24 protein-coding genes, 1 tRNA gene and 1 other RNA gene are annotated in these 26642 nt (G+C 69.4%); 14 read left to right on the top strand and 12 right to left on the bottom strand.

What is annotated here, in order from left to right; all coding sequences use genetic code 11:
• The coding region (locus tag H5J31_RS25585) for a DNA polymerase III subunit gamma and tau (protein WP_181775184.1) at positions 1 to 1300 on the bottom strand (1300 nt) is incomplete at its 3' end.
• Between the two features lie 83 nt (positions 1301 to 1383).
• On the opposite strand from H5J31_RS25585, the gene H5J31_RS25590 reads away from it, so the two are divergent.
• Positions 1384 to 2217: a spermidine synthase gene (locus H5J31_RS25590; protein ID WP_181775185.1), complete on the top strand. Its 834-nt coding sequence runs from the start codon at positions 1384 to 1386 to the stop codon at positions 2215 to 2217.
• A gap of 104 nt (positions 2218 to 2321) precedes the next feature.
• Here the strand turns inward: H5J31_RS25590 and ffs are convergent.
• An RNA gene (ffs, locus tag H5J31_RS25595) (signal recognition particle sRNA small type) lies at positions 2322 to 2416 on the bottom strand.
• 45 nt (positions 2417 to 2461) lie between these two features.
• Here ffs and H5J31_RS25600 point away from each other — a divergent pair.
• The gene (locus tag H5J31_RS25600; protein ID WP_181775186.1) at positions 2462 to 3364 is read left to right on the top strand and encodes a serine/threonine dehydratase; all 903 of its coding nucleotides are present in this window, start codon (positions 2462 to 2464) and stop codon (positions 3362 to 3364) included.
• A 3-nt stretch (positions 3365 to 3367) separates the two neighbouring features.
• Here H5J31_RS25600 and H5J31_RS25605 read toward each other — a convergent pair whose 3' ends face one another.
• Positions 3368 to 4843, bottom strand: coding sequence for a sensor histidine kinase (locus H5J31_RS25605; protein ID WP_207898779.1), 1476 nt, complete (start codon positions 4841 to 4843; stop codon positions 3368 to 3370).
• Positions 4821 to 5570, bottom strand: a complete 750-nt coding sequence (locus tag H5J31_RS25610; protein WP_236005386.1) for a response regulator transcription factor — start codon at positions 5568 to 5570, stop codon at positions 4821 to 4823. Before H5J31_RS25610 ends, H5J31_RS25605 begins: the two co-directional genes overlap by 23 nt.
• Before the next feature lie 173 nt (positions 5571 to 5743).
• Between H5J31_RS25610 and H5J31_RS25615 the strand changes: the two genes are divergently transcribed.
• The 4 genes from H5J31_RS25615 (at position 5744) to H5J31_RS25630 (ending at position 9055) form a co-directional block, all read left to right on the top strand.
• Positions 5744 to 6385 (top strand): hypothetical protein, encoded by a 642-nt coding sequence (locus H5J31_RS25615; RefSeq protein ID WP_181775187.1) that lies wholly within the window; start codon positions 5744 to 5746, stop codon positions 6383 to 6385.
• A gap of 561 nt (positions 6386 to 6946) precedes the next feature.
• Positions 6947 to 8122, top strand: a complete 1176-nt coding sequence (locus tag H5J31_RS25620; protein WP_181775188.1) for a sensor histidine kinase — start codon at positions 6947 to 6949, stop codon at positions 8120 to 8122.
• The gene (locus tag H5J31_RS25625; RefSeq protein WP_181775189.1) at positions 8119 to 8772 is read left to right on the top strand and encodes a response regulator; all 654 of its coding nucleotides are present in this window, start codon (positions 8119 to 8121) and stop codon (positions 8770 to 8772) included. Before H5J31_RS25620 ends, H5J31_RS25625 begins: the two co-directional genes overlap by 4 nt.
• A 67-nt stretch (positions 8773 to 8839) precedes the next feature.
• Complete coding sequence (locus tag H5J31_RS25630) at positions 8840 to 9055, top strand: hypothetical protein (RefSeq protein ID WP_181775190.1); 216 nt, start codon at positions 8840 to 8842, stop codon at positions 9053 to 9055.
• Here the strand turns inward: H5J31_RS25630 and H5J31_RS25635 are convergent.
• Positions 9048 to 9518 (bottom strand): nitroreductase family deazaflavin-dependent oxidoreductase, encoded by a 471-nt coding sequence (locus tag H5J31_RS25635; RefSeq protein WP_181775191.1) that lies wholly within the window; start codon positions 9516 to 9518, stop codon positions 9048 to 9050. The genes H5J31_RS25630 and H5J31_RS25635 overlap by 8 nt on opposite strands.
• 117 nt (positions 9519 to 9635) lie before the next feature.
• Here H5J31_RS25635 and H5J31_RS25640 point away from each other — a divergent pair, with 117 nt between their 5' ends.
• A complete protein-coding gene (locus tag H5J31_RS25640; RefSeq protein WP_407925061.1) occupies positions 9636 to 10325 on the top strand; it encodes a TetR/AcrR family transcriptional regulator in 690 nt (229 codons plus the stop codon).
• Here the strand turns inward: H5J31_RS25640 and H5J31_RS25645 are convergent.
• Both H5J31_RS25645 and H5J31_RS25650 read right to left on the bottom strand, forming a co-directional pair.
• Positions 10309 to 10932, bottom strand: a complete 624-nt coding sequence (locus H5J31_RS25645) for a TetR/AcrR family transcriptional regulator (RefSeq protein ID WP_181775193.1) — start codon at positions 10930 to 10932, stop codon at positions 10309 to 10311. The genes H5J31_RS25640 and H5J31_RS25645 overlap by 17 nt on opposite strands.
• Before the next feature lie 9 nt (positions 10933 to 10941).
• Positions 10942 to 11136: a hypothetical protein gene (locus H5J31_RS25650; RefSeq protein WP_181775194.1), complete on the bottom strand. Its 195-nt coding sequence runs from the start codon at positions 11134 to 11136 to the stop codon at positions 10942 to 10944.
• 168 nt (positions 11137 to 11304) lie between these two features.
• Between H5J31_RS25650 and H5J31_RS25655 the strand changes: the two genes are divergently transcribed.
• Positions 11305 to 12828, top strand: coding sequence for a 3-hydroxyacyl-CoA dehydrogenase (locus tag H5J31_RS25655; RefSeq protein WP_181775195.1), 1524 nt, complete (start codon positions 11305 to 11307; stop codon positions 12826 to 12828).
• A gap of 59 nt (positions 12829 to 12887) precedes the next feature.
• Here the strand turns inward: H5J31_RS25655 and H5J31_RS25660 are convergent, their stop codons facing one another.
• The 5 genes from H5J31_RS25660 to H5J31_RS25680 form a co-directional block, all read right to left on the bottom strand.
• On the bottom strand, positions 12888 to 15710 hold the full coding sequence (locus H5J31_RS25660) for a PQQ-dependent sugar dehydrogenase (RefSeq protein WP_181775196.1): 2823 nt from the start codon (positions 15708 to 15710) through the stop codon (positions 12888 to 12890).
• A gap of 88 nt (positions 15711 to 15798) precedes the next feature.
• Positions 15799 to 18453 carry a PQQ-dependent sugar dehydrogenase gene (locus tag H5J31_RS25665; RefSeq protein ID WP_181775197.1) on the bottom strand — a complete coding sequence of 885 codons (2655 nt, stop codon included), beginning with the start codon at positions 18451 to 18453 and terminating at the stop codon, positions 15799 to 15801.
• 115 nt (positions 18454 to 18568) lie between these two features.
• On the bottom strand, positions 18569 to 19222 hold the full coding sequence (locus tag H5J31_RS25670; protein ID WP_181775198.1) for a L,D-transpeptidase: 654 nt from the start codon (positions 19220 to 19222) through the stop codon (positions 18569 to 18571).
• 117 nt (positions 19223 to 19339) lie between these two features.
• Positions 19340 to 20224, bottom strand: coding sequence for a serine/threonine-protein kinase (locus H5J31_RS25675; RefSeq protein WP_181775199.1), 885 nt, complete (start codon positions 20222 to 20224; stop codon positions 19340 to 19342).
• On the bottom strand, positions 20225 to 21883 hold the full coding sequence (locus H5J31_RS25680) for an N-6 DNA methylase (protein WP_181775200.1): 1659 nt from the start codon (positions 21881 to 21883) through the stop codon (positions 20225 to 20227). It abuts the gene before it with no gap.
• 77 nt (positions 21884 to 21960) lie between these two features.
• Here H5J31_RS25680 and H5J31_RS25685 point away from each other — a divergent pair, with 77 nt between their 5' ends.
• From H5J31_RS25685 to H5J31_RS25710, 6 genes are all read left to right on the top strand, one after another.
• A complete protein-coding gene (locus H5J31_RS25685; RefSeq protein WP_181775201.1) occupies positions 21961 to 22707 on the top strand; it encodes a PP2C family protein-serine/threonine phosphatase in 747 nt (248 codons plus the stop codon).
• A gap of 72 nt (positions 22708 to 22779) precedes the next feature.
• Positions 22780 to 22867: transfer RNA gene (locus H5J31_RS25690), tRNA-Ser, on the top strand.
• Positions 22868 to 23004: 137 nt separating this feature from the next.
• Positions 23005 to 23265 (top strand): hypothetical protein, encoded by a 261-nt coding sequence (locus tag H5J31_RS25695; RefSeq protein WP_181775202.1) that lies wholly within the window; start codon positions 23005 to 23007, stop codon positions 23263 to 23265.
• A gap of 3 nt (positions 23266 to 23268) precedes the next feature.
• Positions 23269 to 23514, top strand: a complete 246-nt coding sequence (locus H5J31_RS25700; RefSeq protein ID WP_181775203.1) for a hypothetical protein — start codon at positions 23269 to 23271, stop codon at positions 23512 to 23514.
• A 12-nt stretch (positions 23515 to 23526) separates the two neighbouring features.
• Positions 23527 to 26268, top strand: a complete 2742-nt coding sequence (locus H5J31_RS25705; RefSeq protein ID WP_181775204.1) for an FtsK/SpoIIIE domain-containing protein — start codon at positions 23527 to 23529, stop codon at positions 26266 to 26268.
• Positions 26261 to 26632 carry a hypothetical protein gene (locus tag H5J31_RS25710; protein ID WP_181775205.1) on the top strand — a complete coding sequence of 124 codons (372 nt, stop codon included), beginning with the start codon at positions 26261 to 26263 and terminating at the stop codon, positions 26630 to 26632. The genes H5J31_RS25705 and H5J31_RS25710 overlap by 8 nt, the downstream gene beginning before the upstream one ends.
• Positions 26633 to 26642: the final 10 nt, after the last annotated feature.

Here is a 26642-nt window from a genome sequence, read left to right on the forward strand (position 1 = left end):
GTTGCGAGGGCCGCTGGAACTCGCGGACGGGTTCACCCGACGGAGCGACCTGAGCCGGAGCCGGAGCGGCCTGGGCCGTCTGGACGTTCTGTACGGGCGGCGCGGCCTGAACGGCGCCACCGGCAACGGGCGCCGGAGCCGAAGCGGCACGACGCTCAAGTCGTTCGAGACGGGCCAGCAACGCGTCGGCGCCTTCGGCGACCGACGGCAGCAACATGCGCGCCGTCAGCAGTTCCAGCACCAGCCGCGGCGAGGTCGCGCCGCGCATCTCCAAGAGTCCATTGTGGACGATGTCGGCGTAGCGGGAGAGCGTGGCCGGCTCCAGTTTGCCCGCCTGCTCCTTCATCTTCTTGAGCTCGTCGTCCGGCGCGGAGACCAGTCCGCGCTCACCCGCGTCGGGCACCGAACGCAGCATCACCAGGTCGCGCAGGCGGTCGAGCAGGTCGGTGGCGAACCGGCGCGGGTCGTGCCCGGCCTCGGCGAGCCGCTCGACGGTGCCGAACACCCCGGCCGCGTCGTCCGCGGCCAGCGCGTCGACCATGCCGTCGATGAGCGCGACGTCGGTGACACCCAGCAGGGACACCGCCCGCGAGTAGTCGACGCCGTCCGGCCCGGCGCCGGCCAGCAGCTGGTCCAGTACCGACTGCGTGTCACGCGCCGAACCGCCGCCCGCGCGAATGACCAGCGGATACACCGCGGGCTCGACCTTCGCGCCTTCGTCGGCGACGTTGCGTTCGAGCAGCTCCCGCATCGAGCTCGGCGGGATCAGCCGGAAGGGGTAGTGGTGCGTCCGCGACCGGATGGTGGGCAGCACCTTGTCCGGTTCGGTGGTCGCGAAGATGAAGATCAGATGCTCGGGCGGCTCTTCCACGATCTTCAGCAGGGCGTTGAAACCCTGCGTGGTGACCATGTGCGCCTCGTCGATGATGAAGACGCGGTAGCGCGAGTCGGCCGGGGCGTAGAAGGCCCTGTCCCGCAGCTCACGGGCGTCGTCGACACCACCGTGGCTGGCCGCGTCGAGTTCGGTGACGTCGACGCTGCCCGGCCCCTCGGGCGCGAGGTTGCGGCACGAGTTGCACTCGCCGCACGGGTCCGGCGTCGGACCCTTCGCGCAGTTCAGTGACCGCGCCATGATGCGCGCGCTCGACGTCTTTCCGCAGCCGCGAGGGCCGGAGAAGAGGTAGGCGTGGTTGATACGACCGGCGGCCAGCGCGATGCGCAGCGGGTCGGTCACATGCTCCTGCCCGACGACCTCGGCGAAGGTAGCCGGACGGTACTTTCGGTATAGAGCTAGAGCCACGGCGTTGAATCTAACAGTGGTGCGAAGCGCCTCCTTTGAGGGCGGCGGTGGGGGCACGGATGGATACCGGGAGGGCACGACAGGTGAGACCAGCACCGACCCCCGGCAGGTATCCGGTCCGCTTCGGCATGGCCGAACTGCTCCGCGACGCCGACCGCCCCAACGCCTGGATGATCACCGTCGACGGCGTCGCGCAGTCGCACGTCAACCTCGACGACCCCACGGATCTCGAGTTCGACTACATCCGCCGGATCGCCGACGTCATCGACTGCCTCGGCGAAGGACCACTCGACGCGCTGCACGTCGGTGGCGCGGCCTGCACGCTCCCCCGCTACGTCGCCGCGTCGCGGCCACGCTCGCGCCAGCTGGTCTTCGACGCCGACGGCGAACTCGTCGCGCTGATCCGCGAGCATCTGGGTCTGAAGGGACTGAAGGTCCGTGTCGGCGACGGCCGTGAAGGCGTCTCCGCGAGGTACGACGCGTCGGCTGACCTGGTCGTCGTGGACGCTTTCGAGCGCGGAGTCTTCGCCGGTGGGCTCGCGACGGTGGAGTTCACGAACGAGGTCGCCCGGGTGCTGCGACCGGCCGGTACCTACCTCGCGAACGTCTCGGACGGCCCCAACCTGCCGTTCCTTCGCCGCTTCCTGGCGACACTGGCGACGTCGTTCCCGCATATCGCCCTGCTCGCGGAACCCGGCGTCCTGCGAGGCCGCCGCTTCGGGAACGTCGTGGTCGCCGCGTCGCGGATCGAACTGCCGGTCGTGGCCCTGACTCGCCGGGCCGCGTCGTCGCCCTACCCGGCGCGCTGCGTGGCGGGCGAGGACCTGCGGGAACTTCAGGGGAAGGCCAAACCGATCACCGACGCGGTTCCGATGCCCTCACCGGTGCCCCCGAAAGACGTCTTCGGGGTCTTTTAGCAACGCCCCAGAACCCGGTCACCTGGGCACCCGAGCCACCCAACGGCGGGGGTCCGGGGGGGGCGAAGCCCCGCCGGGCGGGTTTGGGGTTGCACCCCAAAAAATTGAGGGGACCCCGCGCACCCGTCAGAGCTTGCTTATCCTTGCTGCCTTCCGGCCCTGGGGAGGTTCACAAGATGGACGCCGCGCGGGGTCCGAGGACCAGTGTAGTCACTCCTGCTCCGGGGTGGAGGACAGTGGGGGTATGAGTAGTTCGTTCACGGCTCCGACCTGGGCCGATGTCCGTAAAGCCGCCGAAGCCGTCCGCCCGTTCGTGCGACGGACGCCACTGTTGCGCGCCGAGGTCGACGGGCGGCCGCTGGTCCTCAAACTGGAGCATCTGCAGCGGAGCGGGTCGTTCAAACTGCGGGGCGCGGTGAACGCGCTGGTGAGCGGGCAGTTGCCGGAGCGGGTACTGACGGCGTCCGGCGGCAACCACGGGTTGGGAGTGGCGACGGCGGCTTCGCTGCTGAATCTGCCTGCGACGGTGTACGTGCCGGAGTCGGCTCCGCTGGCGAAGGCCCAGAGGATCGAAGCCGCGGGCGCGAAGCTGATCCGGCACGGAGCGACCTACGCCGAGGCGGCCGCGAAGGCGCTCGAAGCGGCATCTGAGCCGGGTACGCGGTACCTACCCGCGTACGACGATCCGACCGTCGTCGCCGGTCAGGGGACCGTGGCGGCGGAGATCGTCGAGGACGCGCCGGACGTCGACGCGATCCTGGTCGCGGTCGGCGGTGGTGGTCTGGTCGCCGGGACGTCGCTGGCCGGGGTGCCGACGTTCGCCGTCGAACCGAACCGGTGCCGCGCGCTCAACGCCGCGCTGGAGGCGGGTGAGCCGGTGGACGTCGAGATCGACTCGGTGGCCGCGTCCGCGTTGGGCGCGACCAGGATCGGGAGCGTCCCGTTCGGGGTTCTCCGGGATCGGGTGACGTCCGTGCTGGTCAGCGACGCGGAGCTGCTCGCCGCGCGAGACCGGCTCTGGGAGGAGTTCCGCCTCGCCGTCGAGCCGGCCGCCGCGGTGCCGTTCGCCGCGTGGCTGGCCGGGCGGACCGAGGGTGACCTGCCTTGCGTGATCCTGTGCGGCGCGAACAGCGAGTGGACCCCCTGAGCCTCAAGCGGCCCGGAACCGGACCTGGAACTCCGTCCGCCCCGGACGGCTGGTCACCCCGACCTGACCGCCGTGCGCGGCGACGACGGCCGCGACGATCGCCAGCCCGAGGCCGGTACTGCCCGCCGCCCGCGACCGCGAATCGTCGCCGCGGGCGAACCGTTCGAAGACGTCCGGGAGGATCCGCGGCGGGATCCCCGGCCCAGTATCGACAATGGACAGTGTCACCACCGAGTCCATGATGGACAGAGAGGTGGTGACCTCGGTGCCTGCCGGGGTGTGCGTGCGAGCGTTGCCCAGGAGGTTGATCACCACCTGGTGCAGCTGGTCCGCATCGCCGGTGACGGTGATCGGTTCGGGCGGAACCTCCAGCAGCCATTTGTGCTCGGGGCCAGCGACGTGCGCGTCGGCGACGGCGTCCGCCACCAGCCGCGAAAGATCGACCGGTTCGTGCACCACCGGACGTCCGGAGTCGAGCCGCGCGAGCAGCAGCAGATCCTCGACCAGACCGGTCATCCGCGTCGATTCCGATTCCACCCGGCCCATCGCGAAGGCGATGTCCGGCGGCACCTCGGAACCGGACCGCCGGGTGAGTTCCGCGTAGCCGCGGATGGCCGCCAGCGGCGTCCTCAGTTCGTGACTGGCGTCCGCGACGAACCGTCGTACCCGGCTTTCACTGGCCTGGCGCGCGGAAAGCGCGTGGGAAATGTGGCCGAGCATGCGGTTGAGCGCGAAGCCGACCTTGCCGACCTCGGTCCGCGGATCGGTGTCCACTTCGGACACTCGTTCGGACAGCGCGACCTCGCCGCGGTCCAGCGGGAGTTCCGCGACCCTGGTCGCGGTGGCGGCCAGGCGGTCGAGGGGTTTCATGGTGCGCCGCACGGTCACCGCGCCGAGCGCGCCCGCGACCAGGATGCCGCCGATCGCGACGCCGCCGAAGATGAAACCCAGGTTCCACAACGTATCCGTGACGTCCTTGGTGGGCAGTCCGGTGATCGCGACCCCGCCGCCCGATGTCGTCTTCGCCACCACACGGTATTCCCCGAGCGAGGGGCCGAGGTCCACGCTGCGCGGTTTGTCGTCGAGCCCCGAACGCAGCAGGGTGCCGACCTGTACGGGGCTGATCTCGTCGTGCGGGAACGGATCGGTGATCTTGGCGTCGTAACTGGACCTCAGCACCGCCGCGAGCACCCGCCCGTCCGGGAACACGTTCACGAACAGCGATCCGGTGCTCTGCCCGTACGCGCGCAGGCCCTCCGGTACGCGGTCGCCGCCCGGACGGCCCGGGGGCGGCGGACGGCTGCCGCGTTCGCTGGTCTCGGCGATCCGCGCGTCGAGCTGGCCCATCAGGAAGTCCCGCAGCGCCAGTTCGGTCACCACGCCCACGACCAGGCAGACGAGCGCCAGCAGGCCCGCGACCTGCGCGATCAGCCGCCGTCGCAGGGACCACGGCCGCCTACCCCGCGGGCTTGAGGACATACCCGGCGCCCCGCATCGTGTGGATCATCGGCTCCCTGTCGGCGTCGATCTTCTTGCGGAGATAGGAGATGTACAGCTCGACGATGTTGGCCTGGCCGCCGAAGTCGTAGCTCCACACACGATCCAGGATCTGCGCCTTCGACAGCACACGCTTCGGGTTGCGCATGAGATAGCGCAGCAGTTCGAACTCGGTCGCGGTCAGCGGCACGAGATCGCCGCCGCGGTGCACCTCGCGGCTGTCCTCGTCCAGGGTGAGGTCGCCGACGACCAGCGTCGACCCGCTCGGCCCGGCCACCCCGCCCGCGCGCCGCAACAGCGCGCGCAGCCGCAGCGCGACCTCCTCCAGGCTGAACGGTTTGGTGACGTAGTCGTCGCCGCCCGCGGTGAGTCCGGCGATGCGGTCCTCCACCGCGTCCTTCGCGGTCAGGAACAGCACCGGCAGGTTCGGCACCTCGGACCGCATGCGGCGCAGCACCTCCAGGCCGCTCATATCCGGCAACATGACGTCCAGGACCACCGCGTCCGGCCGGAATTCCCGCGACACGCGGACCGCTTCGGTGCCGTCGGCCGCCGTGCGGATGTCCCAGCCCTCCATCCGCAAGGCCATCGACACGAGTTCGGACAAGGTCGACTCGTCGTCGACGACCAGCACCCGCACGGGGCTGCCGTCGGCACGGCGCAGGCCGGCCTTCGCGGAACCGGACGAAGGGACGCTCACACTGGTCATGCTGCCATCTTGGGCGGCGGCGTTGAGCCTTCCCTGTGTCCCTCCTGTGCGTTTCCTGTGAACGATCACCCGGCCGGGGAAGGTCACAGCCCGTGCCCACCAGCGGCACAGCTTCCGCACAGCGACGGCGCCGAGCATGGCCGCATCGAGCAGGAGCACACGGAGGCGACCAGATGACCGAACCGACCAAACCCGGAGAGCCGGCCGGCCCCGCCGAGCCCGCGACGGGAGAAAGCGCCACCTGGGGCGCGCCCGCCCCGGCCGACGCCCCGAAGAAGTCCTGGTCCGGCCGCAAGACCGCGGTCGCGGCCGGGGTGGCGGTGGTGATCGCCGCCGGTGGCGGTGCCGCGATCTGGGCCGGGACCGCCGCGAACGGCGCCGAACAGGGCCAGGGCGGGATGATGATGGGCGGCCCGGGCGGCGGCCGGATGATGGTCGGCGGCTTCCCCCGCGACGCGCTGCACGGCGATTTCGTCGTCTCCGACGGCAACGGCGGCTACAGCACCCAGCGGCTGCAGACCGGCGAGGTCACCGAGATCAGCGCGACGTCCGTAAGCCTGACCAGCAAGGACGGCTACAAGCAGGTGTACACGATCGACTCGTCGACGAAGAAGACCGGCGACCCCAAGACCGGCGAAACGGTGACGGTGACCGCGAAGGTCTCCGGGGACACCGCGACGGCGACGACGATCGGGCAGGCCGGGCAGATGCAGCAGCGCGGCCAGAACGGCGGACAGCCGGGGCAAGGCGGCCAGGGCGGGCCGCCGGGGCAAGACGGGCAGGGCGGTCAGGGTGGTCCTCGCCGCGGTTACTGACGTGATCGCAGGGACGGCACACGTGACTGGACGGACGACAAGCGTGACTGGACGGACGGCACGCGTGATCGGGCGGACGGCGGACACGACGATTTGCCCGCCTTGATCGCGTGCGAGGCGTCGCCACCGCCGCCCGCTTCCGCGACCCGGTCGTACAAACCCCAGGCGGTGGTCGATTTCCCGGTACCGGCGCTCCGGTCGTCCGGAGCATGATGGGAGGAAGGCGAACGTGTCGTGTCTCGAGCGAGGCGGTGGCCCGCGCGGCGTACTCGCGTGCTCGAAGACGGATCTCGCGTGCCGGAAGACGGATCTCGCGTGCTCGAAGCCGTAAACCCCAAGTGCGGTGACCAAGCACGCGAGTCACGTCTCCAAGCACACGAGATCCGGCCCCGAGCACACGAGACACGCGCCCGCGCCCACCCTCACCCCGGCGAACGGGCCCGCCCACGACCCCGTCACCCACCGGGCCCATCGGGTGTTGCGACCGAAGCCGACCACCCCACCCTTGCCTAACCGACCAAGGAAAACCCCTGTCCACCGAAATAGGGCAGAGTTGAGCGGGTGCGGGACATCAGTGGTTCGCTGGCGAGGCAGGCCTGGGCGGTCGCGGCCGTCTGCCTGGTCGCCGACGCCGGGCTGTTCCTCATCGCCGGGCCACCGCTCTCGGCGGGCTGGCAGGCGTGGGTGCTCCTGATCGGCGGCGTCCTCGCCAACGCCGCGCTCGCCGGGCCGTCGCGGTACTCCGGCTGGGTTTCGGGCGCGCACGGCGCACTGCTCATCGCCGCGCCGATCCTGTTGTTCCCCTTCGACCACTACCTGCAGCCCACCAACGCGGGGGTGCTGATCGCCGGCTATCGCGCGGGTGCCTGGCTGGCGACCAGACCCGCGCTCGCCGCGCTGGCCGCGATGATCGTCGGGCTCTTCGGCTGCAACATCATCCCCGCCGACCGCGGGGACCGGGACTGGCGGCTGCTGCTCATCGACGTCGGCGTCAGCGGACTGCTGCCGTGGATGGTCGGCCGGTACACGACCGCCCGGCGCGCGTACATCGCCGATCTCCAGCGCGCGGAGGAGCAACGGCGGCAACACGAAGCCGAGGCCGTGCGCCGCGCCGTCGCCGAGGAGCGGACCACGATCGCGCGCGACCTGCACGACGTGATCTCCCACCACGTCAGCGCGATCGGCGTGCACGCCGGCGCCGCGCGACTCGGCCTGCCGGACGGCGAACCCGCCGCGCGGCGTTCACTCTCGGCCGTCGAGTCGTCCAGCCGGGCCGCGATGGCCGACCTGCGGCGCCTGCTGGACCTGTTGCACGGCAAGGAGAACGGGGACGCGCAGCGACAACCGGGGCTGGACAACCTCGACGAACTGCTCGACAACCTCCGCACCGCCGGACTTCCCGCGCGGCTGACGAGTCACGGCGGACAGCGGGATCTGCCGGGCTCGGTGGACATCGCGCTCTACCGCATCGCCCAGGAGGCGCTGACGAACGCGCTCCGGCACGGTTCCGGCGGGACCGTGGAGATCGACCTCGCCTATCGGCAGACCGAGGTCGTCCTCGCGATCACGAACGAGATCGGCCGCCTGCCCCGGAAGGCGCCCGGCGAATCGACGAAACGCGGTCTCGCCGGGATCCGCCAGCGGGTGGCGTTGTTCGGCGGGCAGGCGGAATGCGGACCGCTCGACGACGGGCGGCACTGGCGGGTTCGAGTCGGATTTCCCTTGGAGGCCGAGTGATCCGGGTTCTGCTGGCGGACGACCACGCGATGTTCCGGTCCGGGATGCGCGCGGTACTGGACACCCAGGCCGACTTCGAATGCGTCGGCGAAGCGGCGGACGGCCGGGAAGCGGTGGCCCAGGCGGCCGCCCTGCGCCCGGACGTCGCCGTCCTCGACGTCCGGATGCCCAAATTGGACGGTCTGGCCGCCACCGAGGCGATCATGTCCGCGCCGGGCAATGACACCCGCATCCTCGTGCTGACGACCTACGACTCCGACGAGTACGTCTACCGCGCCCTTCGGGCCGGGGCGAGCGGGTTCCTTCTGAAGAGCCTCGCACCCGAGGAACTCGTTTCCGCCATGCGGGTGGCCGCGCGCGGCGACGCGCTGATCGACCCGTCGGTGACCCGGCGACTGGTGTCGACCTTCGCGACCAGCATCGAACCCCTCGACGAACCGGCCGATCTGAGCAGGCTCACCTCACGCGAACGCGAAGTCCTCCTGCTGGTCGCGGACGCCTCCAGCAACGCGGAGATCGCCGCGCATCTGCACGTGGGCGAAGAGACCGTGAAGACCCACGTTTCCCGGATCCTGGCGAAGCTCGGACTGCGTGACAGGGTGCACGCCGTCGTCTACGCCTACCGCAACGGCTTGGTCGGCGGCCGATGATCGGTTCGCCGGACGGGCCCACCGGTGCCAGAATCCCCGGAGAGCACGTCGAGGCGGGGAGCTGCGGATGAAGCGCTGGGTCACGCTCACGATCGGTCTGGTCTTCCTGCTGGTGGGCGGCGTCTGGGTACTCCAGGGCGCCGGCGTGCTGACCGGCAGCTTCATGACCGGGCAGAAGCTGTGGTTCCTGATCGGGCTCGTCGCGTTCCTGGTCGGGGTGGTGCTGGTGGCGGCCACCGCACGCCGGTCCCGGCGGACGCCTTCGGACGAAGACGTCAGCTGATCTTGAAGATCGGGTAGCCGGGCGCGATCTCCAGAAGCTTCTCGTCGGACGCCTTCGCGTCGACACCGTCGAAGAACACGCCGACCTCGAACTTCCAGCGCTTGAGGTAGGCGCGCAGGATCTCGGGCTTCTCGGCGTCGGCGAGTTCGGTGTAGGTGAACGTCTCCGTGCGGCGTCCGACGCTCAGCTGCCCCTCGCCGGCGGCGCGCAGGTTGCGCACCCACTGCGTGACGCCGCGCGGCGCCACCAGGTAGCGCTCGCCGTTCAGCTTCAGCAGGTTGACCGGGACCGACCGCAGCTCACCGCTCTTGCGGCCGCGGACCGAGAGCACCCGGCTGCCCATGACGCTGACCCCGAGCTTCGTCAGTTTGAGCACCATCTCGTTGAACGCGTTCGTCGCCTTCGCGGGCTTGATGTAGCGCGTGGTGGCGGGGGTCGTGGCGGTCGTGTCGATGGTGGTCATCTCGTCTCCTCGAGCTCCGGGAGAGCAGTGCTCTCTGTTAAGAGCAGTGAACACCAGAGCGGCGCACACTGTCAAGAGCAGTGCTCTCATTTAGGTGCGATGCTCTATAGTGAGAGCGTGCCCGCCACCCAGACCGCACGTGAACGCGCCCGTGCCGAGCTCACCCGCGAGATCAAGGACGAAGCCCGCCGACAGCTCGCCGAGGTCGGCGCGCTCGGCCTTTCACTCCGCGCCGTCGCGCGGGAGCTGGGCATGGTCTCGTCGGCGCTCTACCGCTACTTCTCCAGTCGCGAGCAGCTGCTGACCGCCTTGATCGTCGACGCCTACAACGCGGTCGGCGAGGCCGCGGAGAAGGCGGACGACCCGAAGAAGACCCCGCTGGAACGGTGGGAGTCGATCTGGCACGCGGTCCGCGCCTGGGCGAAGGCGTACCCGCACGAGTACGCGCTGATCTACGGCTCGCCGATCCCCGGCTACCAGGCACCGCAGGACACCGTCACCCCCGCGAGCCGGGTCGCTTTCGCTCTCGTCGCGGTCCTGCGCGACGCCGATCTCCACGTCGAGACCGAGGTCGGCGAGATGCCGGTCGAGCTGCTGCATCAGCTCGACGCCGTCACCGGGATCCTCAAGGTGAACCTGGCCCCCGAGACGGCGTCCCGGCTGATCATGGCCTGGACGCAGCTGTTCGGGATGATCAATTTCGAGCTGTTCGGGCAGTACGTCGGCTCGGTCGACCCGCCGGGCGCGTTCTTCGCGCACGGGGCGCGTCAGATGGCCGAGTTCACCGGGATCAGGATGACCGGCTGAGCGCGGTCCAGGAGCGCATCAGCAGTTGGACGGCGTCCACCACGTCCTCGTCGCCGGTCCCCTCGGGACTGAGGAAACGCTGAAGCAGGAGTCCGTCCTCGAGCGCGTGCAGGATCAGCGCGAGGAAGGCCGGGTCAGCGGGCGGCTCCACGCCCCGCGCGGCGAGTTCGCCCCTGACCGACGTCTCCAGCAACGCCCTTGTCGACTTCTCCCCTGCACCGACGAGCGGCCGTGCCTCGGGATTCCGGAGGGCGTAAAGGGCCAGCTCGGTACGCAGCGTCAGCCAGCCTTCGAGGTGTTCGGCGCGTTCGACGTTCCACGCGCGCAGCCGGTCCATCATCTCGGCGAAGGAGCCCACGCCTTCCCTCAGCGCCGTGACCTCCTCGGCCTCGCGCTGGGTCCGGCGTCGCAGCAGCTCGACGACGAGCTCGTGCTTGCCGTCGAAATTGCCGTAGAAGGCGCCGCGCGTGAAGCCGGCCCGTTCGGCGATCTGCTCGACGGACGTGCCGTTGACGCCGCGTTCGGCGAACAGCTCGGCGGCCGCCGTGAGCAGGCGCTGCCTGGTCTGCTCGCGGCTTTCTTCCCGCGTCAAGCGTTTCGCCGTCACATGGCGATCCTAAAGTTCGCGGCTGCTCTTACGTCCGCTCACCCACACTCCGCCCGCGAGGACGGCGACGGCGACCACGACGGCCAGCGCGGCGAGCGGCCACAGCGCCTGGCTCGCGAAGAAGGCGGCGACGGCACCGAAGAGCACTGCGACGAGGAGCAACGGCGTGGTCCGGACGGCTGCGGCGGCGGGGACGGTGGCCATGGGAGGTTTCCCTTCGAGGGTGGTGCGCGGAACACTCGGTTTTCGCGAGTGGGACAGCGCCGGATCGGTGGCCTTACGCCGAGTAGGGCACGGATCACCCTTCCGGGCGAGAAACCCACGTGACGGCTAACGTCACGCCGGACGACATCGAAGGAAAGGCGGCTCGCGGTGGAGAAGTGGGCGGAGCAGGTCGGCAGGATCCGGGTCATCGGCACCGGGGTGATGGGCCGGGGCATCGTCCAGCTCGCCGTGACGGCGGGGCTCGAAGTCGAACTCGCCGACGCCCAGCCCGAAGCGGTCGGCAAGGCCATCGATCACGTCGGCGCGATGCTCGGGAAGCTCGCTTCGAAGGGCAAGATCACCGAGGAGGCCGCCGCTTCCGCGAAGGAACGGCTGATCGCGGTCGACGGCCCGCTGGCTCCGGCCGACGGCGTGGACCTCGTCGTCGAAGCGGTCCGCGAGGATCTGGAGATCAAGCGCGCGCTGTTCGCCGAACTGGAACGCGTCTGCGGGCCGGACACCGTGTTCGCGACCAACACCAGTTCGCTTTCGGTCACCGAGATCGCCGCCGCGCTGACCGACCCCGGCAGGCTGCTCGGCCTCCACTTCTTCAACCCGGTCCCGCTCATGCGCCTGGTCGAGATCGTGCCCGGCGCGCGGACCGTCGGCTGGCTGCCGCCCGCGATGACCGAACTCGTCCGCGGCTGGGGGCACGAACCCGTGCTCGCCCGCGACGCGCCGGGCTTCCTCGTCAACCACGCCGGCCGTGGGCTGGGCACCGAAGCACTGCAGATCCTCTCCGAAGGGATCGCGAGCCCGGCCGAGGTGGACCGCATCGCGCGTGACGTGCTCGGCCTGAAACTCGGCCCGTTCGAACTGCTCGACCTCACCGGTCTCGACGTCTCGCACGCCGTCCTGGAGAGCATCTGGAGCGGCTTCCACGGCGAACCCCGGCTGCGGCCGTCGTGGCTGACGCGGCCCCGCGTCGCGGCCGGCCTCTTCGGACGCAAGAACGGCGAGGGCTTCTACGAGTACGTCGACGGCGCGCAGCGGGCCGAGCCGGAGCCGTCGGCGCCGGAAGCACCCACGACGCCGGTGTGGGTCGACGACGAACGTCTCGGCGCGCTGCTGTCGTCGGCGGGGATCCAGGTCGTGCACACGGCCTACCCGGACGCCGTCCTGATCGTGAGCCCGATCGGTGCGTCCACTGTGGACACCGCGCTGGCCGCGGGACTCCCGGCGGAACGGGTCGTCGGTGTCGATCCCTTCGGCGGCTACGCGAAACGCCTGACGCTTTCGGTCCACCCCGCACTCGACCCGGCCGCCGGCCGCACCGCCTGGGGCGCGCTCGCCGCGACCGGCCTGCCGGTGACCGTCGTCCGTGACGGACCCGCGCCGATCGCGCAGCGACTGCTCGCGTCGATCGTCAACACCGCCTGCTTCATCGCCGGGCAACGGCTCGCGACGCCGGAGGACATCGACACCGCCGTCCGGCTCGGCCTCGGCTACCCGCGCGGCCCGCTGACCTGGGGCGAGGAGGCGGGCGCGGAACTCGTGCTGCGAGTCCTGCGAGGACTCGTCGCGAGCACCGGCGACCAGCGCTACCGGCCGAGCGGCTGGCTCACCGAGCGGGTCGCGCTCGGCCTGCCGCTCACCTCCGCGGGCACCTCACCGGCCGATCTCCTTCGGTAGCAACGCCGAAAGGCCCCGTTCCCCAACCGGGAACGGGGCCTTTCGCCTATCGCGTCCGCTTACCAGGGCCGGTCGGTCACCGAGCCGTTGGAGGCGTTCCAGAACACGTAGCCGCCCTGGAAGTTGTTCTGTCTGCCGCCGTTGACGACCATTTCGGAGCTGGTCGGGTAGCGCAGGTACGAACGCTCCCAGCCGAGAGCGGCCCAGCGCTTCCGGATCTCACCCCATACGCCGTGCGCGTCGGTCGCCATGGACCAGTAGATGGAACCGGCCTTGGTGAAGTGGGTGTACCGGCCGACGTTGTCCGGTGTCGCCTGCTCGTCCGTGGTCGGGTAGCCCATGGGGCCGGCCTCCCAGCCGAGCGCCTCCCACCTCGCGCGGATCCGGCCGAAGATCGCCCTCGCGTCCGTCTGGACGGTGTAGTAGATCGACGCGGCCTTGCTGAAGTGGTTGTACCGGCCGAGGCCGTCCGGCGTGCCGCCCTCATCGGTGCTCGGGTAGCCCAGCGGTCCCCGCTCCCAATCGAGCGACGCCCACTTCTGCCGGATCCGGCCGTAGATCGGGTGTGCCCCGGTGTTCACCGTGTAGTAGATCGACGTCTGCAGGACGCCGGGCCAGACCGGGAAGTGGTTGAACCGGCCGACACCGTCCGGAGTGGACTGTTCATCGGTCGCCGGCGGCCCGAACTTCGCGTGCCCGCCCGCCGCGAGGTACTTCTTGAGGATCTCGCCCTCGATCTGCTTGACGCCCGTGTCCTTGGACCAGTACAGACGGCCGCGTTCGTAGGTGCGGAAACGGACCGTGCCGTCGACGGCCTCGGGTGCCGTCGGCGCGCCGAGTCGTTGTGCCACAGCGGGTTCGTCGCGGTAGCGCTTGTCGATCGGCGTGATGTAGTTCGCCGTGAGCGTCAGGTCGGTCGTGCCCATGGTGACCTCGGTCAGCCGCCCGGTCGCTCCGTTCGACCAGCCGGTGAACGTCGACGCGCCGTCCGACGCGACCTCGGCCGCCTGGATCTCCACCTTCGCGCCCTCGACCACCATCGCCGACGCGGCGCCGCCTTCCGGCGTGATGCCGAGTGCCGCGGCCACGGTGCTGGTCAGCGTGAGGCGGTGCTCACGCGGCTTCGCGATGTAGGTCTTGGACACGGTGACACCGGCGCTGTCGGTCGCCGACGCGGTGATCTCCAGGTTGGAGTCCGTGTGGTCGGTGAACGGCATGGCGAACTCGGGGCCGGTGGCGCCGTGGTCCGGATGCGCGTGGCAGACCGCGTTCTCCGGGCAGTGCCGGATCAGCGTGGTCCAGGTGACCGGCAGGTCGCCGTCCTCGGTGTCGGTGATGGTCGCACCGACCTTGACCTCCTCGCCGACCGCGAACAGGCGGTCGACAGGGTGGGTCAGGGTGAGCTTCGGCGAGTGGTTTCCGGGTGCCACGGCGATGTCCGTGCTCCCGGCGGCCTGCAGGGTGTCCTTCACCGTCAGCTTGGCGGTGAACTTCTCGGTGCCCGCCGCGTAGGTGTGGCTGACCTTCGCCCCGGTGCCGGTGGTGCCGTCGCCGAAGTCCCACGTGTAGGTCAGCGGGTCGTTGTCGAAGTCGTACGAACCGGTGCCGTCGAAGGAAACGGTCCGGGTCTCCGGGTTGGTCTCCGAGGTCGCGACCGCGACCGGGGCCTTGTTCCCGGTGGTGTAGCTGAGCCGGCGCAGCGAACCGCTGTAGAGGTCGGCGTACACGATGTCGCCGTTGGCCGCGGCCGCGAACTTGACCGGACCGCCGATGTCGGTGAACTTCGGCGGCGACTCCGGCTGGCGGACGACGCGGCCCTGCGTGTCGTACTTGGCCGTCCACAGCTTCTTCATGGCGTAGTCACCGAAGAAGTACGCGCCCCGGTATTCCTCGGGGTACGACTCTCCATTGTAGACAATGCCGGCGGTGATGCTGTTGCCGTTGTCGGCGCCCTCGCCGTGGCGGACGGCCAGCATCGGCGGGGTGTTCACGGCCGACGCGCACTGCGCCATCGTGGAGAAACCGTCGGTGGGCTGGTTGCCCTCGAAGCAGGGCCAGCCGAGGTTCCCGCCCTTCTGGACGAAGTTGATCTCTTCCCAGGTGCCCCACCCGACGTCGCCGACCACCGGGAGGCCGGTACTCGCGTCGAGGCTGAACCGGAACGGGCTGCGGAAACCGCTCGCGAACACCTTCGAGCGCAGGGAGTTCGGGTTCCCGGCGGCGTAGTACGGGTTGCCCGGCACACCGGCGCCGTCCGCGGTGATGTGGAAGACCTTGCCGTAGATCTTGTCGAGGTCGTACACGTTCAGCGCGAACGGGTCCGCCGCGCCCTGGAAGCGGGAGCTGTCCCCGGTGGAGACCCACACCGTGCCGTCGGGGGCGGCGACCACACCGGTGATGCCGTGGATGTCGGTGTTGGCGGGGCCCTCGATGAGCACCTTCTCGCCGGTCAGTCCGGTCGGCTGCGCGGTGCCGGACACCGTCCAGCGCGAGGCTCGCAGGGCGATACCGCCGGCGACGTTCACCGCGCGGGCGGTGTAGATCTGCCGCGAGGTGGCGTAGTCGGGTGCGATCGCGATACCGACCAGCCCCAGGTCACCGGTGCTGCGGGTGTCGGTCAGGTTCGCGACGGTCTGGACCTGTCCGGTGGTCGAGACCCAGGCGACCTTGCCACCCTTCCCGGTGGTCAGGATCGAGCCGTCGGGCAGGTAGGCGAAGTCGGTCAGGTCGAGTGCGGCCTGGCCGCTCGGCTGGTCCCGAAGGACGAAGCCGGGTGGCAGCGTCGGCGCCGCGGAGGCGGCGGTGGACATCAAAGGTACGAGCAACGTCGCCACCATCAACGCCACGACGGCGTGACAGAGCGCACGGAATCTCGAAGGCATGCAGAGGGCCCCTTTCCCCAGTCGAACGTCTCATCGACGGGGTCTAGGTGGGCATTTCACTCCTTCGAGTGCCTTTATCGAATTGTGATCACCACCGCCGGTCGATCACCTGCCCCGTGGTCCGGTTCCAGGTGATGTATCCGGCCTGGAAGCTGCTCTGCCGTCCGATCTGGATGCTGAACTCGTCCGTCGCCGGATACCGCAGGTAGGACCGCTCCCAGCCGAGGGCGGCCCAGCGCTGCCGGATGGCGCCGTAGATCGCATGGGAGTCGGTGGCCACCGTGTAGTAGACGGAACCCGCCTTGCTGAAGTGGTTGTAGCGGCCGACCCCGTCGGGCGTCCCGAGTTCGTCGGTCGTCGGGTAGCCCAGCGGCCCGTTCTCCCAGCCCAGCGCCGCCCACTTCACCCGGATCCGGCCGTACACCGGATGCGCGCCGGTCGCCGGGGTCCAGTAGATCGACGACTGCAGCATGCCGGGCCAGTTCGGGAAGTGGTTGTAGCGGCCGACGCCGTCCGGGGTGGACGTTTCGTCGGTCGCGGGCGGGCCGAACTTCCGGTGCCCGCCCAGCGCGAGGTACTTCGCCAGGATCTGGCCCTCGATCTGCTTCACGCCGGTCTCGGCGCTCCAGTACAGCCTGCCGCCCGTGTAGGGCCGGTAGCGCACGGTCCCGTCGGCGACCTCGGGTCCGGTCGGCGCGCCGAGTCGTTGTCGCAGGGCGGGTTCCGCCTGGTAGCGCTTGTCGATCGGGGTGAGGTAGGTCGCCGTGAGCGTCAGGTCGGCCGTGCCCATGGTGAGGGTGGTCAGCCGCCCGGTGGCTCCGTTCGACCAGTTCGCGAACGTCGAAACGCCGTCCGCGGCGACCTCGTCCGCCACCACCTCGAAGGTCGCGCCCTCGGTCACCATCGCGGTGCCGCCCCCGCCCTCGGCCGGGATGCCGAGCGCCGCCGGAACGTTCGCGGTCAGCGTCAGCCGGTGTTCGCGCGGCCTCGCGACGTAGGTCCTGCTCGCCTGGACGCCGGCGCTGTCGTTCACCGTCGCGGTGATCTCGACCCGGGAGTCCTGGTGATCGGTGAACGGCATGGTGAACGACGGCCCGGCGCCCGACGAGCCGGGATGCGCGTGGCAGGTCGCTTCCTCCGGGCAGTGCCGGATCAGCGTCGTCCAGGTGACCGGCAGAACGCCGTCCTCGGTGTCGGTGGCCGTCGCGCCGACGACGACCGGTTCCCCGACCGCGAAGGTCCGCGCGCCGAGATCCGTCATACCCAGTTCCGGCGAGTGGTTTCCCGGTACCACCACGACATCGGCGACGCCGATGGCACCGAGGCGGTCCGTGACGGTCAGCCGTGCGGTCACCCGGCCCACGCCCTCGGCGTAGGCGTGGGTCACCCGGGAACCGGTCTGACTCGTGCCGTCACCGAAATCCCAGTGGTGGGTGAGGAGATCGCCGTCGAAGTCGTAGGAGCCGGTGCCGTCGAAGGTCACCGTCCTCGTGGACGGCTCGGTACTCGACGTCGCCACCGCGACCGGTTCCGCGTTCGTCCCCGGATAGCTGAGCCGCCGCAGGTTCCCGGTGTAGATGTCGGCGTACACGATGTCGCCGTTGGCCGCGGCCGCGAACTTGACCGGACCGCCGACGGCGGTGAACTTCGGCGGTCGTTGCGGCGCCTGGACGAGCCGACCCTGGCCGTCGTACGTCATCGTCCAGATCTTCTGCGTGACGTAGTCGCCGAAGAAGAAGGCGCCGCGGTATTCGTCCGGATAGGAAGATCCACTGTAGACGATTCCCGCGGTGACACTGTTCCCTTCGTCCACCCCGGAACCGTGGTGGTACGCGGTGATCGGCGGGGTGTTGACGACACCGGCGCATCCGGCGAGGCCGGAGTAGCCCGGCGTCGGGGCGTTCCCTTCCCAGCACGGCCAAGCGTGATTCGCGCCCGGCCGCACGACGTTCACCTCTTCCCAGGTGTTCCAGCCGACGTCGCCGACGACCGGCAGACCGGTGCGCGGGTCGAGGGAGAAACGGAACGGACTCCGGTAGCCGCTGGAGAAGACCTTGGAGCGATTGGCATTCGGTGCCGCTGCCGAGTAGTACGGGTTACCCGGGACACCGACGCCGTCCGATGTGACGTGCAGGATCTTGCCGTAGAGCTGATCGAGATCGAGCGCGCGCAACGCTCCCGGATCCATCCTGGTGAAGTCGGCGGCGTCGCCGATGGAGATCCACAAAGTACCGTCGTCGGCCGCGATGAGCCCGGTGATGCCGTGGACGTCGTGGAAACCGGGGAGGTCGACGAGCACGCGTTCGTTCGCGAGTCCGATCGGGGCTTCAGTGCCGGTCACCGTCCAGCGTGCGACCCGCATCGTGAAGCCGCCTGGAGCATTGAACGATCTCGCGAGGTAGATCTGGCGCGACGTCGCGAAATCCGGGGCGACGGCGAGGCCGACGAGACCGAGGTCACCGTTGTCGTGAACCGGCAACGTCGCGATCGTCCGCGCCTGACCGGTCGTGGACACCCAGGCGACCTTGCCGCTCTTACCGGTGCTGAGCACGGAACCGTCTGGCAGATAAGCGAAATCCGTCAGATCGAAGGCCGCCTGACCACTCGGTTGGTCACGCAGGACGAACCCGGACGGCAGAGTGGGCGCCCCGGTCGCTTCCGGAGCGCCCACCCATCCCGGGAGAAGCAGGATTGAAACCGACAATGCCACGAGTGCGCGAGTGAGTCCCCGGCGTCTGATCATCGGTACTTCCCCATTTCCGGCGTGTCATGGCACGTCGCCGGAAACGGGGAAGTCATTGCCTGCCGGGGCTTTCATTTATCTCAAAGCAACCGAACCGCAACCTTCGCGGGAAGCGTCAGGCCACGACCTGCACCACGTCGCCGCTCCGCAGGGTCGTGAAGTACTTCTGCGAAGCCGCCGCGGCCAGGTGGATGCAGCCGTGCGAGTACACCGAGAGGCTGCCGGTGTGGAAGGCGATGCCCGGCAGGAAGAACACCGAGTTCGGCATCGGCGCGTCGAACTGCTTCGAGTGGTAGTTCTTGACCTTGGCCGAAACGTGGAAGACACCGGTCGGCGTCGCGTGGCCCTTCTTGCCGGGCAGCTGCTTGACGGGACCGTAGATGACCTTGCCGTCCTGCAGAAGCCAGGTCTTCAGAGCCGAGAGGTCCACGCACGCGCTCACGCCCGCCGAGGCCAGCGCGGCCTTGCACGGCACGTCCGCGGCGTTCGCCGCCGGTTTGGCCGCCGGCTTCGGAGTGGGCTTCGGCGTCGCCTTGGGCTTCGACGAAGTCGGCTTCGGCGTGGAACTGCTGCTGCTCGGCGTGGGCGTCGGTGTCGGCGACTCCGAAGAGGTGCTGGGTGCCGCAGACGTCGTCGGGAGATTCCCCGTCGTCGGGTCACCTTGCGCGACGGCGCCACCACCGGGCGCACCGCTGCCCGCGCCGCCGGAACACGCTGTCAGCACCAGCGCCGTGGCCAGTGCGGTCACCCCCACCAGGAACTTCTTCACGACCCTTACCCCCGAATGTCCGTAGTCCGTCTGACATGGGTAAAGACGGAGATCACCCGTCAGGGGTTGTTGGACGGAAGGTCACGATCCCGTCTCAAGGCCGTTGACCTGCGGAGATCAGCTCACGCGGCCGACGACGCGCGCGTACATCCTGCCCGGATTCGCCCCTTCGTCCAGATATCCGGGCAGCGGCGGCAGTTCCTTCACGAACACGTCCAGCCGCTCGTACAGCGCGTTCGCGTCCGCGGGGCGGCGTTCCGGGTCCTTCTCCAGCAGATCCGCGAGCAGGACGTTGAGTTCGCCCGGCACACCGTCCACTTCGGCCGGACTCTCCTTGACCTGTTTCTCGAACACCGCGTACGCCGTCGGACCGGTGAACAACTGCCTCCCGGTCAGCATTTCGTGCAGGACACAGCCGAGCGCGTACAGATCGCTGCGCGCCCCCGCGATCCCGCGCTGGATCTGTTCGGGCGCCATGTACGCGGGTGTGCCGAGGATCTGCCCGGCGCGGGTGAACTGGGCGACGTCGGTCTCGCGCAGCATCGCGAGGCCGAAATCGAGCACCTTCACACTGCCGTCGGGACACAGCATCAGGTTGGTGGGCTTGAGATCGCGGTGACAGATCGAAAGCGCGTGCGCGGCGGACAGTACGGCGCACGCCTGCGCCGCGATCGCGGCCGCCCACGGCACCGGCAGCGGACCGTGTTCGGCGGCGAGATCGGCCACCGTCACGCCCTCGATGAACTGCATGACCTGGTACAACCGCTCGTCGTAGGTGCCGAAGTCGTACAACGTCGGCGCGCCCGCGTGTTCCAGGGTGGCGAGGATCCGCGCCTCACGGATGAACCGCTGTTCCAGTTCGGGGTCCGGACCACCGGGGAGCCCGAGGAACTTCACCGCCACGCGACGGCCGAGATGCCGGTCGTGGCCCGCGTAGACCGCGCCCATCCCACCCCGGCCGAGCGGCAGCTCGTCGAGTTCGTAGCGGTCCGCGATAAGCACTTAGGTCTCCGGGATGAGCTGGCCTTCGGTAAGCCCGGCCAAGCCTAGCCTCACCAGCTCCAGGCCCGATTCCGCCGCCTCGCGCAAGGCGTCCTCGAAGGCCGCGAGACGCGTGAACGCCTCCCCGCGGGCACGTTGCGCCTCGATCGGGAGACGCGGGATCCGGGTGCGTTTGAGGTCGATCCTGGTCGAGGTGCCCGGCGTGATCTGCCCGGCGGCGCGCAGGCAGCCGGCCAGGAAGGCGGCGTCCATCCGGTCGGGATCGGTGCGGTACTTGGACATCGACGGCTCCACGACGACAGTCTCTCCACTGTGGACATACGCCGGAACGGCCGGTGACGCGACGACGTCCCCCTCCTCGACCTCGTCGGGCACGCTGAGCACACCGGACTTCAGCAACTCGCCGATGGTGGTGAACGCGGGCTTCTCGTCCGACACCTTCAGCGACGGCAGATCGAGCCGGACGTCCTCGAAGTGACGGCGAACCTCCATGAACGCCTCGCCGGCGTGTTCGTCCCGTGCCTGATGCCGCGCCGGGGAGAGGTCGATCTCCTCGTCGAGCAGGTCGATGATCCGGACGGCGCCGGGCACTTCGGCGCCACGCAGGTGTTCCCGCCACTGTTCCTCCACAGTGGACGGATCGGTCAGCAGGAGCAGCCGGGACGGCGGACGCTCACCCGGCTCCGGCCGCCGCAGCAGCCACAGGTCCGAACCACCGACCGTCACCACGGCGCGCAAAGCCCCGGCCCGCAACAGATTCCCGCGGATCCGGCGGCCGGTCCGGCGGCCGGCGGCGGCCAGCGGCATGAGGATCGCGACCAGTCCGCCGGGCTTCACATGCGCGAGACAATGCTGCACCCAGGCCAGTTCCGGTTCGCCGCGTGGCGGCTGGCCGTACTCCCAGCGCGGGTCTCCGACGAGTTCGTCGTAACCCCATTCCCGTTCGTTGAACGGCGGATCGCAGACGACGGCGTCCGCGAGCCGCCCTTCGAAGGAGTCCATCGGCAACGCGTCGGCGCCGTACATCTCCATGTCCGCGCCCGCGAGCAGCAGCCGGTGCGCGGCGATGCACGAGACGGTCGGGTCGGCGTCCTGGCCGAGCAGCCGGGTGCCCCCGGAGGCGAGCAGCAGCGTCCCGAGCCCGCACGCGGGGTCGAGGACGACGCCGGGTTCGGGGCCGATGAGCCGGGACATCAACCCGGCGACCGGTTCCGGCGTGACGGACAGCTGCCGTGAGTGCGCCTCGACGTAGCGCTCGCACAGGAACTCGTACGCCTCACGCGCCCCTTGCTCGTCGGCGAAGCGGTCCACGAGCGCGAGCAGGTCAGGATCGTCGTAGCGAGCGGAGAAACCCCAATCCTCGGAGCCCCGCCGCGACAGGAACGTGCCCACCCGGCCGACCCGAAGGCCGAGCGACAGGTCGTCACCGAGGTTCCGCAGCCGCTGCCAGATACGGTCACCGAGCGAGACCTCGAACGGCTTCCCGCGCTCGCGCAGCCAGCTTTCGACGTCGGGCAGTGAAAAGAGGGGGCTCGACGCGGTGCCGCCGACGGGCACCGGAAAATCCCCGTAACGTCGGCGCCAGTTGCTCACCGCGGCGCGGCCGACGCCGGCGATGCGTGCGATGTCCGCCGCGCTGACGGTGGCTTGCTCCTCCATCACCGCATCGTAACCGACAGCTGACCATTCCAGCCCTATGTTTGTGAACTCAGTACACAGATGCTTTACTGGGTTCCATGACGTACACCCTTCGGTACGCCGCCGGCTCCGATGTCGGGCGACGCCGTCAGGTCAACCAGGACTCGGTCTACGCCAGCGCCAGGATGCTGGCGGTCGCCGACGGTATCGGCGGCCAGCCGCACGGCGAGGTGGCGAGCGCCGAAGCGATCGGCGTCCTGTCCCGGCTCGACGCGGACCTCCGCGGCTTCGACCTCGCGGACGTCGACCTGATCGAGGTCCTCTCCGGCGGCGTCCGCGCGATCGACGACCGGCTGGTCGCGACGGCCGAGCGCGAACCGGAGACCCGTGGCATGGGCACCACCCTGACGACGGTGGTGTTCGACGGCGCGCAGTTCGCCGCCGCGCATATCGGCGACTCCCGCGGGTATCTCCTGCGCGACGGCACGCTTCAGCGCTTCACACGCGACCACACCCTCGCGCAGGCCCTCGCGGACGACGGGCGCATCGAGGCTTCAGAGGTCGAGGGACACCCTCGCGGCTCCCTGCTCATGAAGGCGCTTCTGAGCACCGGAAGCGGCGAAGCGGACATCTGGACCTTCGAGGCAGCCCCCGGGGACCGTCTTCTCCTGTGCTCAGACGGGTTAACGGCAACGGTTGTCGAAACCGTTATCAAGGACGTCCTGGGCGCCTTCCAAGATCCCGACGAGACCGTCCCGCGACTGATCCACCTGGCCAACGAGGGCGGCGGACCGGACAACATCACCTGCGTCGTCGCCGACGTCCTGGCCTCAACGGCGGCCTGACGCCCTCAACCCGGAAACCCAGGTCAGACCCACCTTCGAAAGGGTGAAAGGGCATCCGGTAAAGTTCCCCACGGAGGATTGGCCGAGCGGCCTAAGGCGCACGCTTGGAAAGCGTGTTGGGTTCACGCCCTCGCAGGTTCGAATCCTGTATCCTCCGCCATCAGCAAGGCCCCGGACGTTCCGACGTCCGGGGCCTTGTTGATTACTTAGCAAGACCTTCACTTAACAGAGTCAGATGATCACGCTAAGTTTAGTAGTGGTCGTTCCAGCCCCCGACGTCCCAAGGAGTCCGCCAAAATGGCCGGAGTCGAAGAGATCCGCGCTGGTATCGCGCTCGCGAACGAGAAGGCATCCGCGAGCATTCACGCACTTCAGCAGGCAGCGCAGTCTCTCGAAGAAGCCCAGCTTTCGCTTTCCCAGGCCACCCAGGGCAGCAGCCAGCACGAGGTGAGCCAGGCGCACGGGCTTCTCGCCGAGGCCCTGCAGGGCATCACCGGCATGCAGAGCACCATCCAGGCGGGCATTTCGTCGGCCGAGTCGTACTCGACCCGCCTCTAGAACATGTACCTCGAGGAACTGCACCAGCTGCTGACGGCCGTCCAAAGCGGCCTCGCCGACGGACGCGCTCATACCGAGCAGGCCAGGAGCCTGCTCGAAGAGGCCCGTCGCGCCATCGTGGATCCACAGGCCCAAGCCGTCCCCTGGGTGCCGTCGCAGCTGGCACAGGCCGATGAGGGAATAGAAAACCTCCTGACGCGCCTTTCCGCCGCTGACGACCTTGTCAGCGGTTACCAGTCCCGCCTCTAGATTGGCGCCGGTATGGGCAGCAAAGCGAGTGAACAGCGCAATCGCGTCGTCACGGCGCTGGAACGGGTCCGGCATCAGATCGGGCTCGTTCTCGGCGCCGCGGCGGGCGCCCGCCAGGCCGCCGAGGCGGAGCTGGCCAAATTGGAGCTGGAACGGCACATAGTCCGGGTGGGGATGAACAACTCCACCGCGGACCAGCACGCCGAATGGTCGCGGCATCCCGCCGCGGGCGAGGTGTTCGGCCTGCTCGGAAGCGTGCGGGGCCAGTTCTACGCGGACTGGGAAGCGGGGCCGAACGCGCTGCGCGAACTGGTCGCGAACAACGCGCCGGGTCCCGCCGGCCAGCCACCGGGCAACTGGCTCGGCCGCGTCGGCGGCAACCCCGGCATCACCGCGCCGGGGTTGTGGCGCGTCGGTTCGGCGACTGTGGCGGGCAAGGACGTCGCGCGCACGTTCGACGTCGCGATGCCCCTGCTCGACGAGTCGCATCTGTCCATCACGTCGGCGCCGAAGACCAGGGCCACCGTGGACGGCATCGTGCAGAACCTGCTGATGCGGGTGCTGAGCACGTTCGAGCCCGGCGCGGTCCGCATCCACCTGTGGGACGTCGGGCAGCTGACCGCGATCCTGCCGGACCTCTACCCGCTGAGCCGCACGAGCGCGCTCACGCTGTACGACCCAGGGCGGCTCGAAGACCTCCTCGACGAGCTGGCCGGGCACATCCGCCGCATCCACGCGACCGGGATGCAGGCGGGCCACACGTCACTGCGGGAGATCCGGCAGGCGAGCGGCCAGCGCGGCGAACCGTTCCGCGTCGCGGTGCTCTACGGCAACGGGGAAACCCTCGAACCGGAGCGCGCCCGGGAACTGAAACGCGTCGCCACCGGCGCGCTCGCGGCCGGGATCTGCCTGATCATGATCGACGTGCCGACCACGCTTTCGACGTCGGTGGAGACGTTGAGCCTGCTCGACGACCGTCGCGCGATCAGCAGCATGACCGGCACGGACCTGGTCGTCGACCTCGATCCGCCGATGCCGTCCGGGCAGGTCATCCGCGCCGCCGGACGGATCGCCGAGGCGCTCATCGCGAAGCAGGGCGGGCCTCGCTCGTTCGCGGACCTCCTGCCGACCGAGCTGGGCAAGGAGAGTTCGGCTCGCGAACTGCGGGCGCCCGTCGGGTTCTTCGAGGGCGAGGCGGTGGAGGTCGTCATCGGCGACGCCAGCCCGCACGCGCTCATCGGCGGGCCGAGCGGCTCCGGCAAGACGAACTTCCTGTACTCGCTGCTGGGAAGTCTCGCGGCGCGGTACTCGCCGGACGAACTCGCGCTGTACCTGTTGGACTTCAAGGAAGGCGTGTCGTTCGCCGGGCTCGCGCCGGGGCGACGGGACGCCAGCTGGCTACCGCACGCCAAACTGATCGGGGTCAACGTCAACACCGACCGCGAGTTCGGCCTGGCGTTGTTGCGGTTCCTCGCCGACGAACTGCGGCGCCGGTCGACGGCGGCGAAACTGCACGAGGTCACCAACCTCGCCGACCTGCGCGAGCAGGATCCCGGCGGGCACTGGCCGCGGATCGTCGCGGTGATCGACGAATTCCAGTACCTGTTCGCGGGCCGCGACGGCGTCACGGCGACGGCGACCCAGCTGCTGGAGGACATCGCGCGGCGTGGCCGGTCGCAGGGCATCCACCTGGTGCTGGCGAGTCAGGACGTCGCCGGCATCGAGGCGTTCTGGGGCAAACCGGCGGTGTTCGAGCAGTGCACCCTGCGGATCGCGATGCCCAAGGCGCGGCGCGTGCTCTCCGAGACGAACAACGCGGCGGTGTCGGCGCCGAAGTGGCATGCGGTGATCAACCACGATTCCGGTGTCGCGCACGGGAACCAGCTGGCACACGTACCGGACGCGAGCAGCAAGGACGTCTTCGTCAAACTGCAGCACCGGTTGTGGGAGCGGTACTCGGAAGCGTTCAAGCGGCCGCGGCTGTTCGACGGGGCGCATTCGCCGATCCTGGAGCAGTTCCCGGCGTTCAACGACCTGAAGCCGACCAGCAAACCGCGCGCCCTGTTGGGGCAGTCGATCGACGTCGACGAGGCCGCTTGCGGGGTCGAGCTGCCGAAGTCGCCGGGACGGAACGTCGCCGTACTGGGCGCGGCGACGGCGGAGGCACTGTCCATCATGGACTCCGCCGCGCGGTCACTGGCACGTCAGCATCCGCACGGGTCGGTGGAATTCGTGCTTTCGTGCCCGATCGAAGCGTCCGTCCCAGCGGTGACCGAGCTCGTCGAGCGGCTTGAAGCGGATGGTCACCGCGCGTCCCTGGTCGACGATCTTCCCGCCCGGGTAATCGATATCGCGGAAAACCTGTCCTCTTTGGACAGCGCGAAAGTGCTCCTGCTCTACGGCGTCGACGCTTCGATCCCTTCGCTGGAAGCGAAGGCTCCAGGGCAGCTGAAGAGTGGTTTGGATCAGCTGCGGGTCCTGCTGAAGCAAGGCCCGACGCACGGCGTCCACACCATCGGCTGGTGGCGCAGCATCGCGCGGCTGAAGGACACCCTCGGCTTCGCGGGCACCGACGACATCGGCACCTGGGCGGCCCTGGACGTCCAGGGCAACGAGCTGTCGCCGTTCGCCGCCGGACAGGTCGTGCACTGGTCACCGCGGCCGGGCCGCGCGCTGTTCTTCGACCGCACCACACACGGCGCCCCCGAGGTGATCATCCCGTTCCAGCGTCCGGAAGGGCTTCTCGATGGATGACGGCATCACCGCGGCCATGCGGTACAAGGAGATCGTCGGCCTCGCGCGCGCTTCGGCGGAGAACCTTCGCAACTGGGAGATCGGCCGCGCGGACGAACTCGAAGCGAAGCTCGCCGAGGCGCACCAAGCCGTCGCGGACGCCGCCGAACGCGAGCAGCGAGCCGTCGACAGGGCTTCGCGATGGTGGAAGATGGCCCAGCACAACGTCGAAGGCCTCAACTGGCTTCCGGACGACGAGGACCCGCAACCGGTGTCGACGGCGCGCGCCGGCTATCTGGAGCGGTACCTGGAAGAGGTCAAGCCGAGTTACCAGGAACTCGTGCAGGCCGTCCTCTCCCTGGGGTGGCGCGCGAAACGTTCCTGATCACCCGCAT

The sequence above is a fragment of the Amycolatopsis pittospori genome, from assembly GCF_013870525.1.
GTDB lineage: Bacteria > Actinomycetota > Actinomycetes > Mycobacteriales > Pseudonocardiaceae > Amycolatopsis > Amycolatopsis pittospori.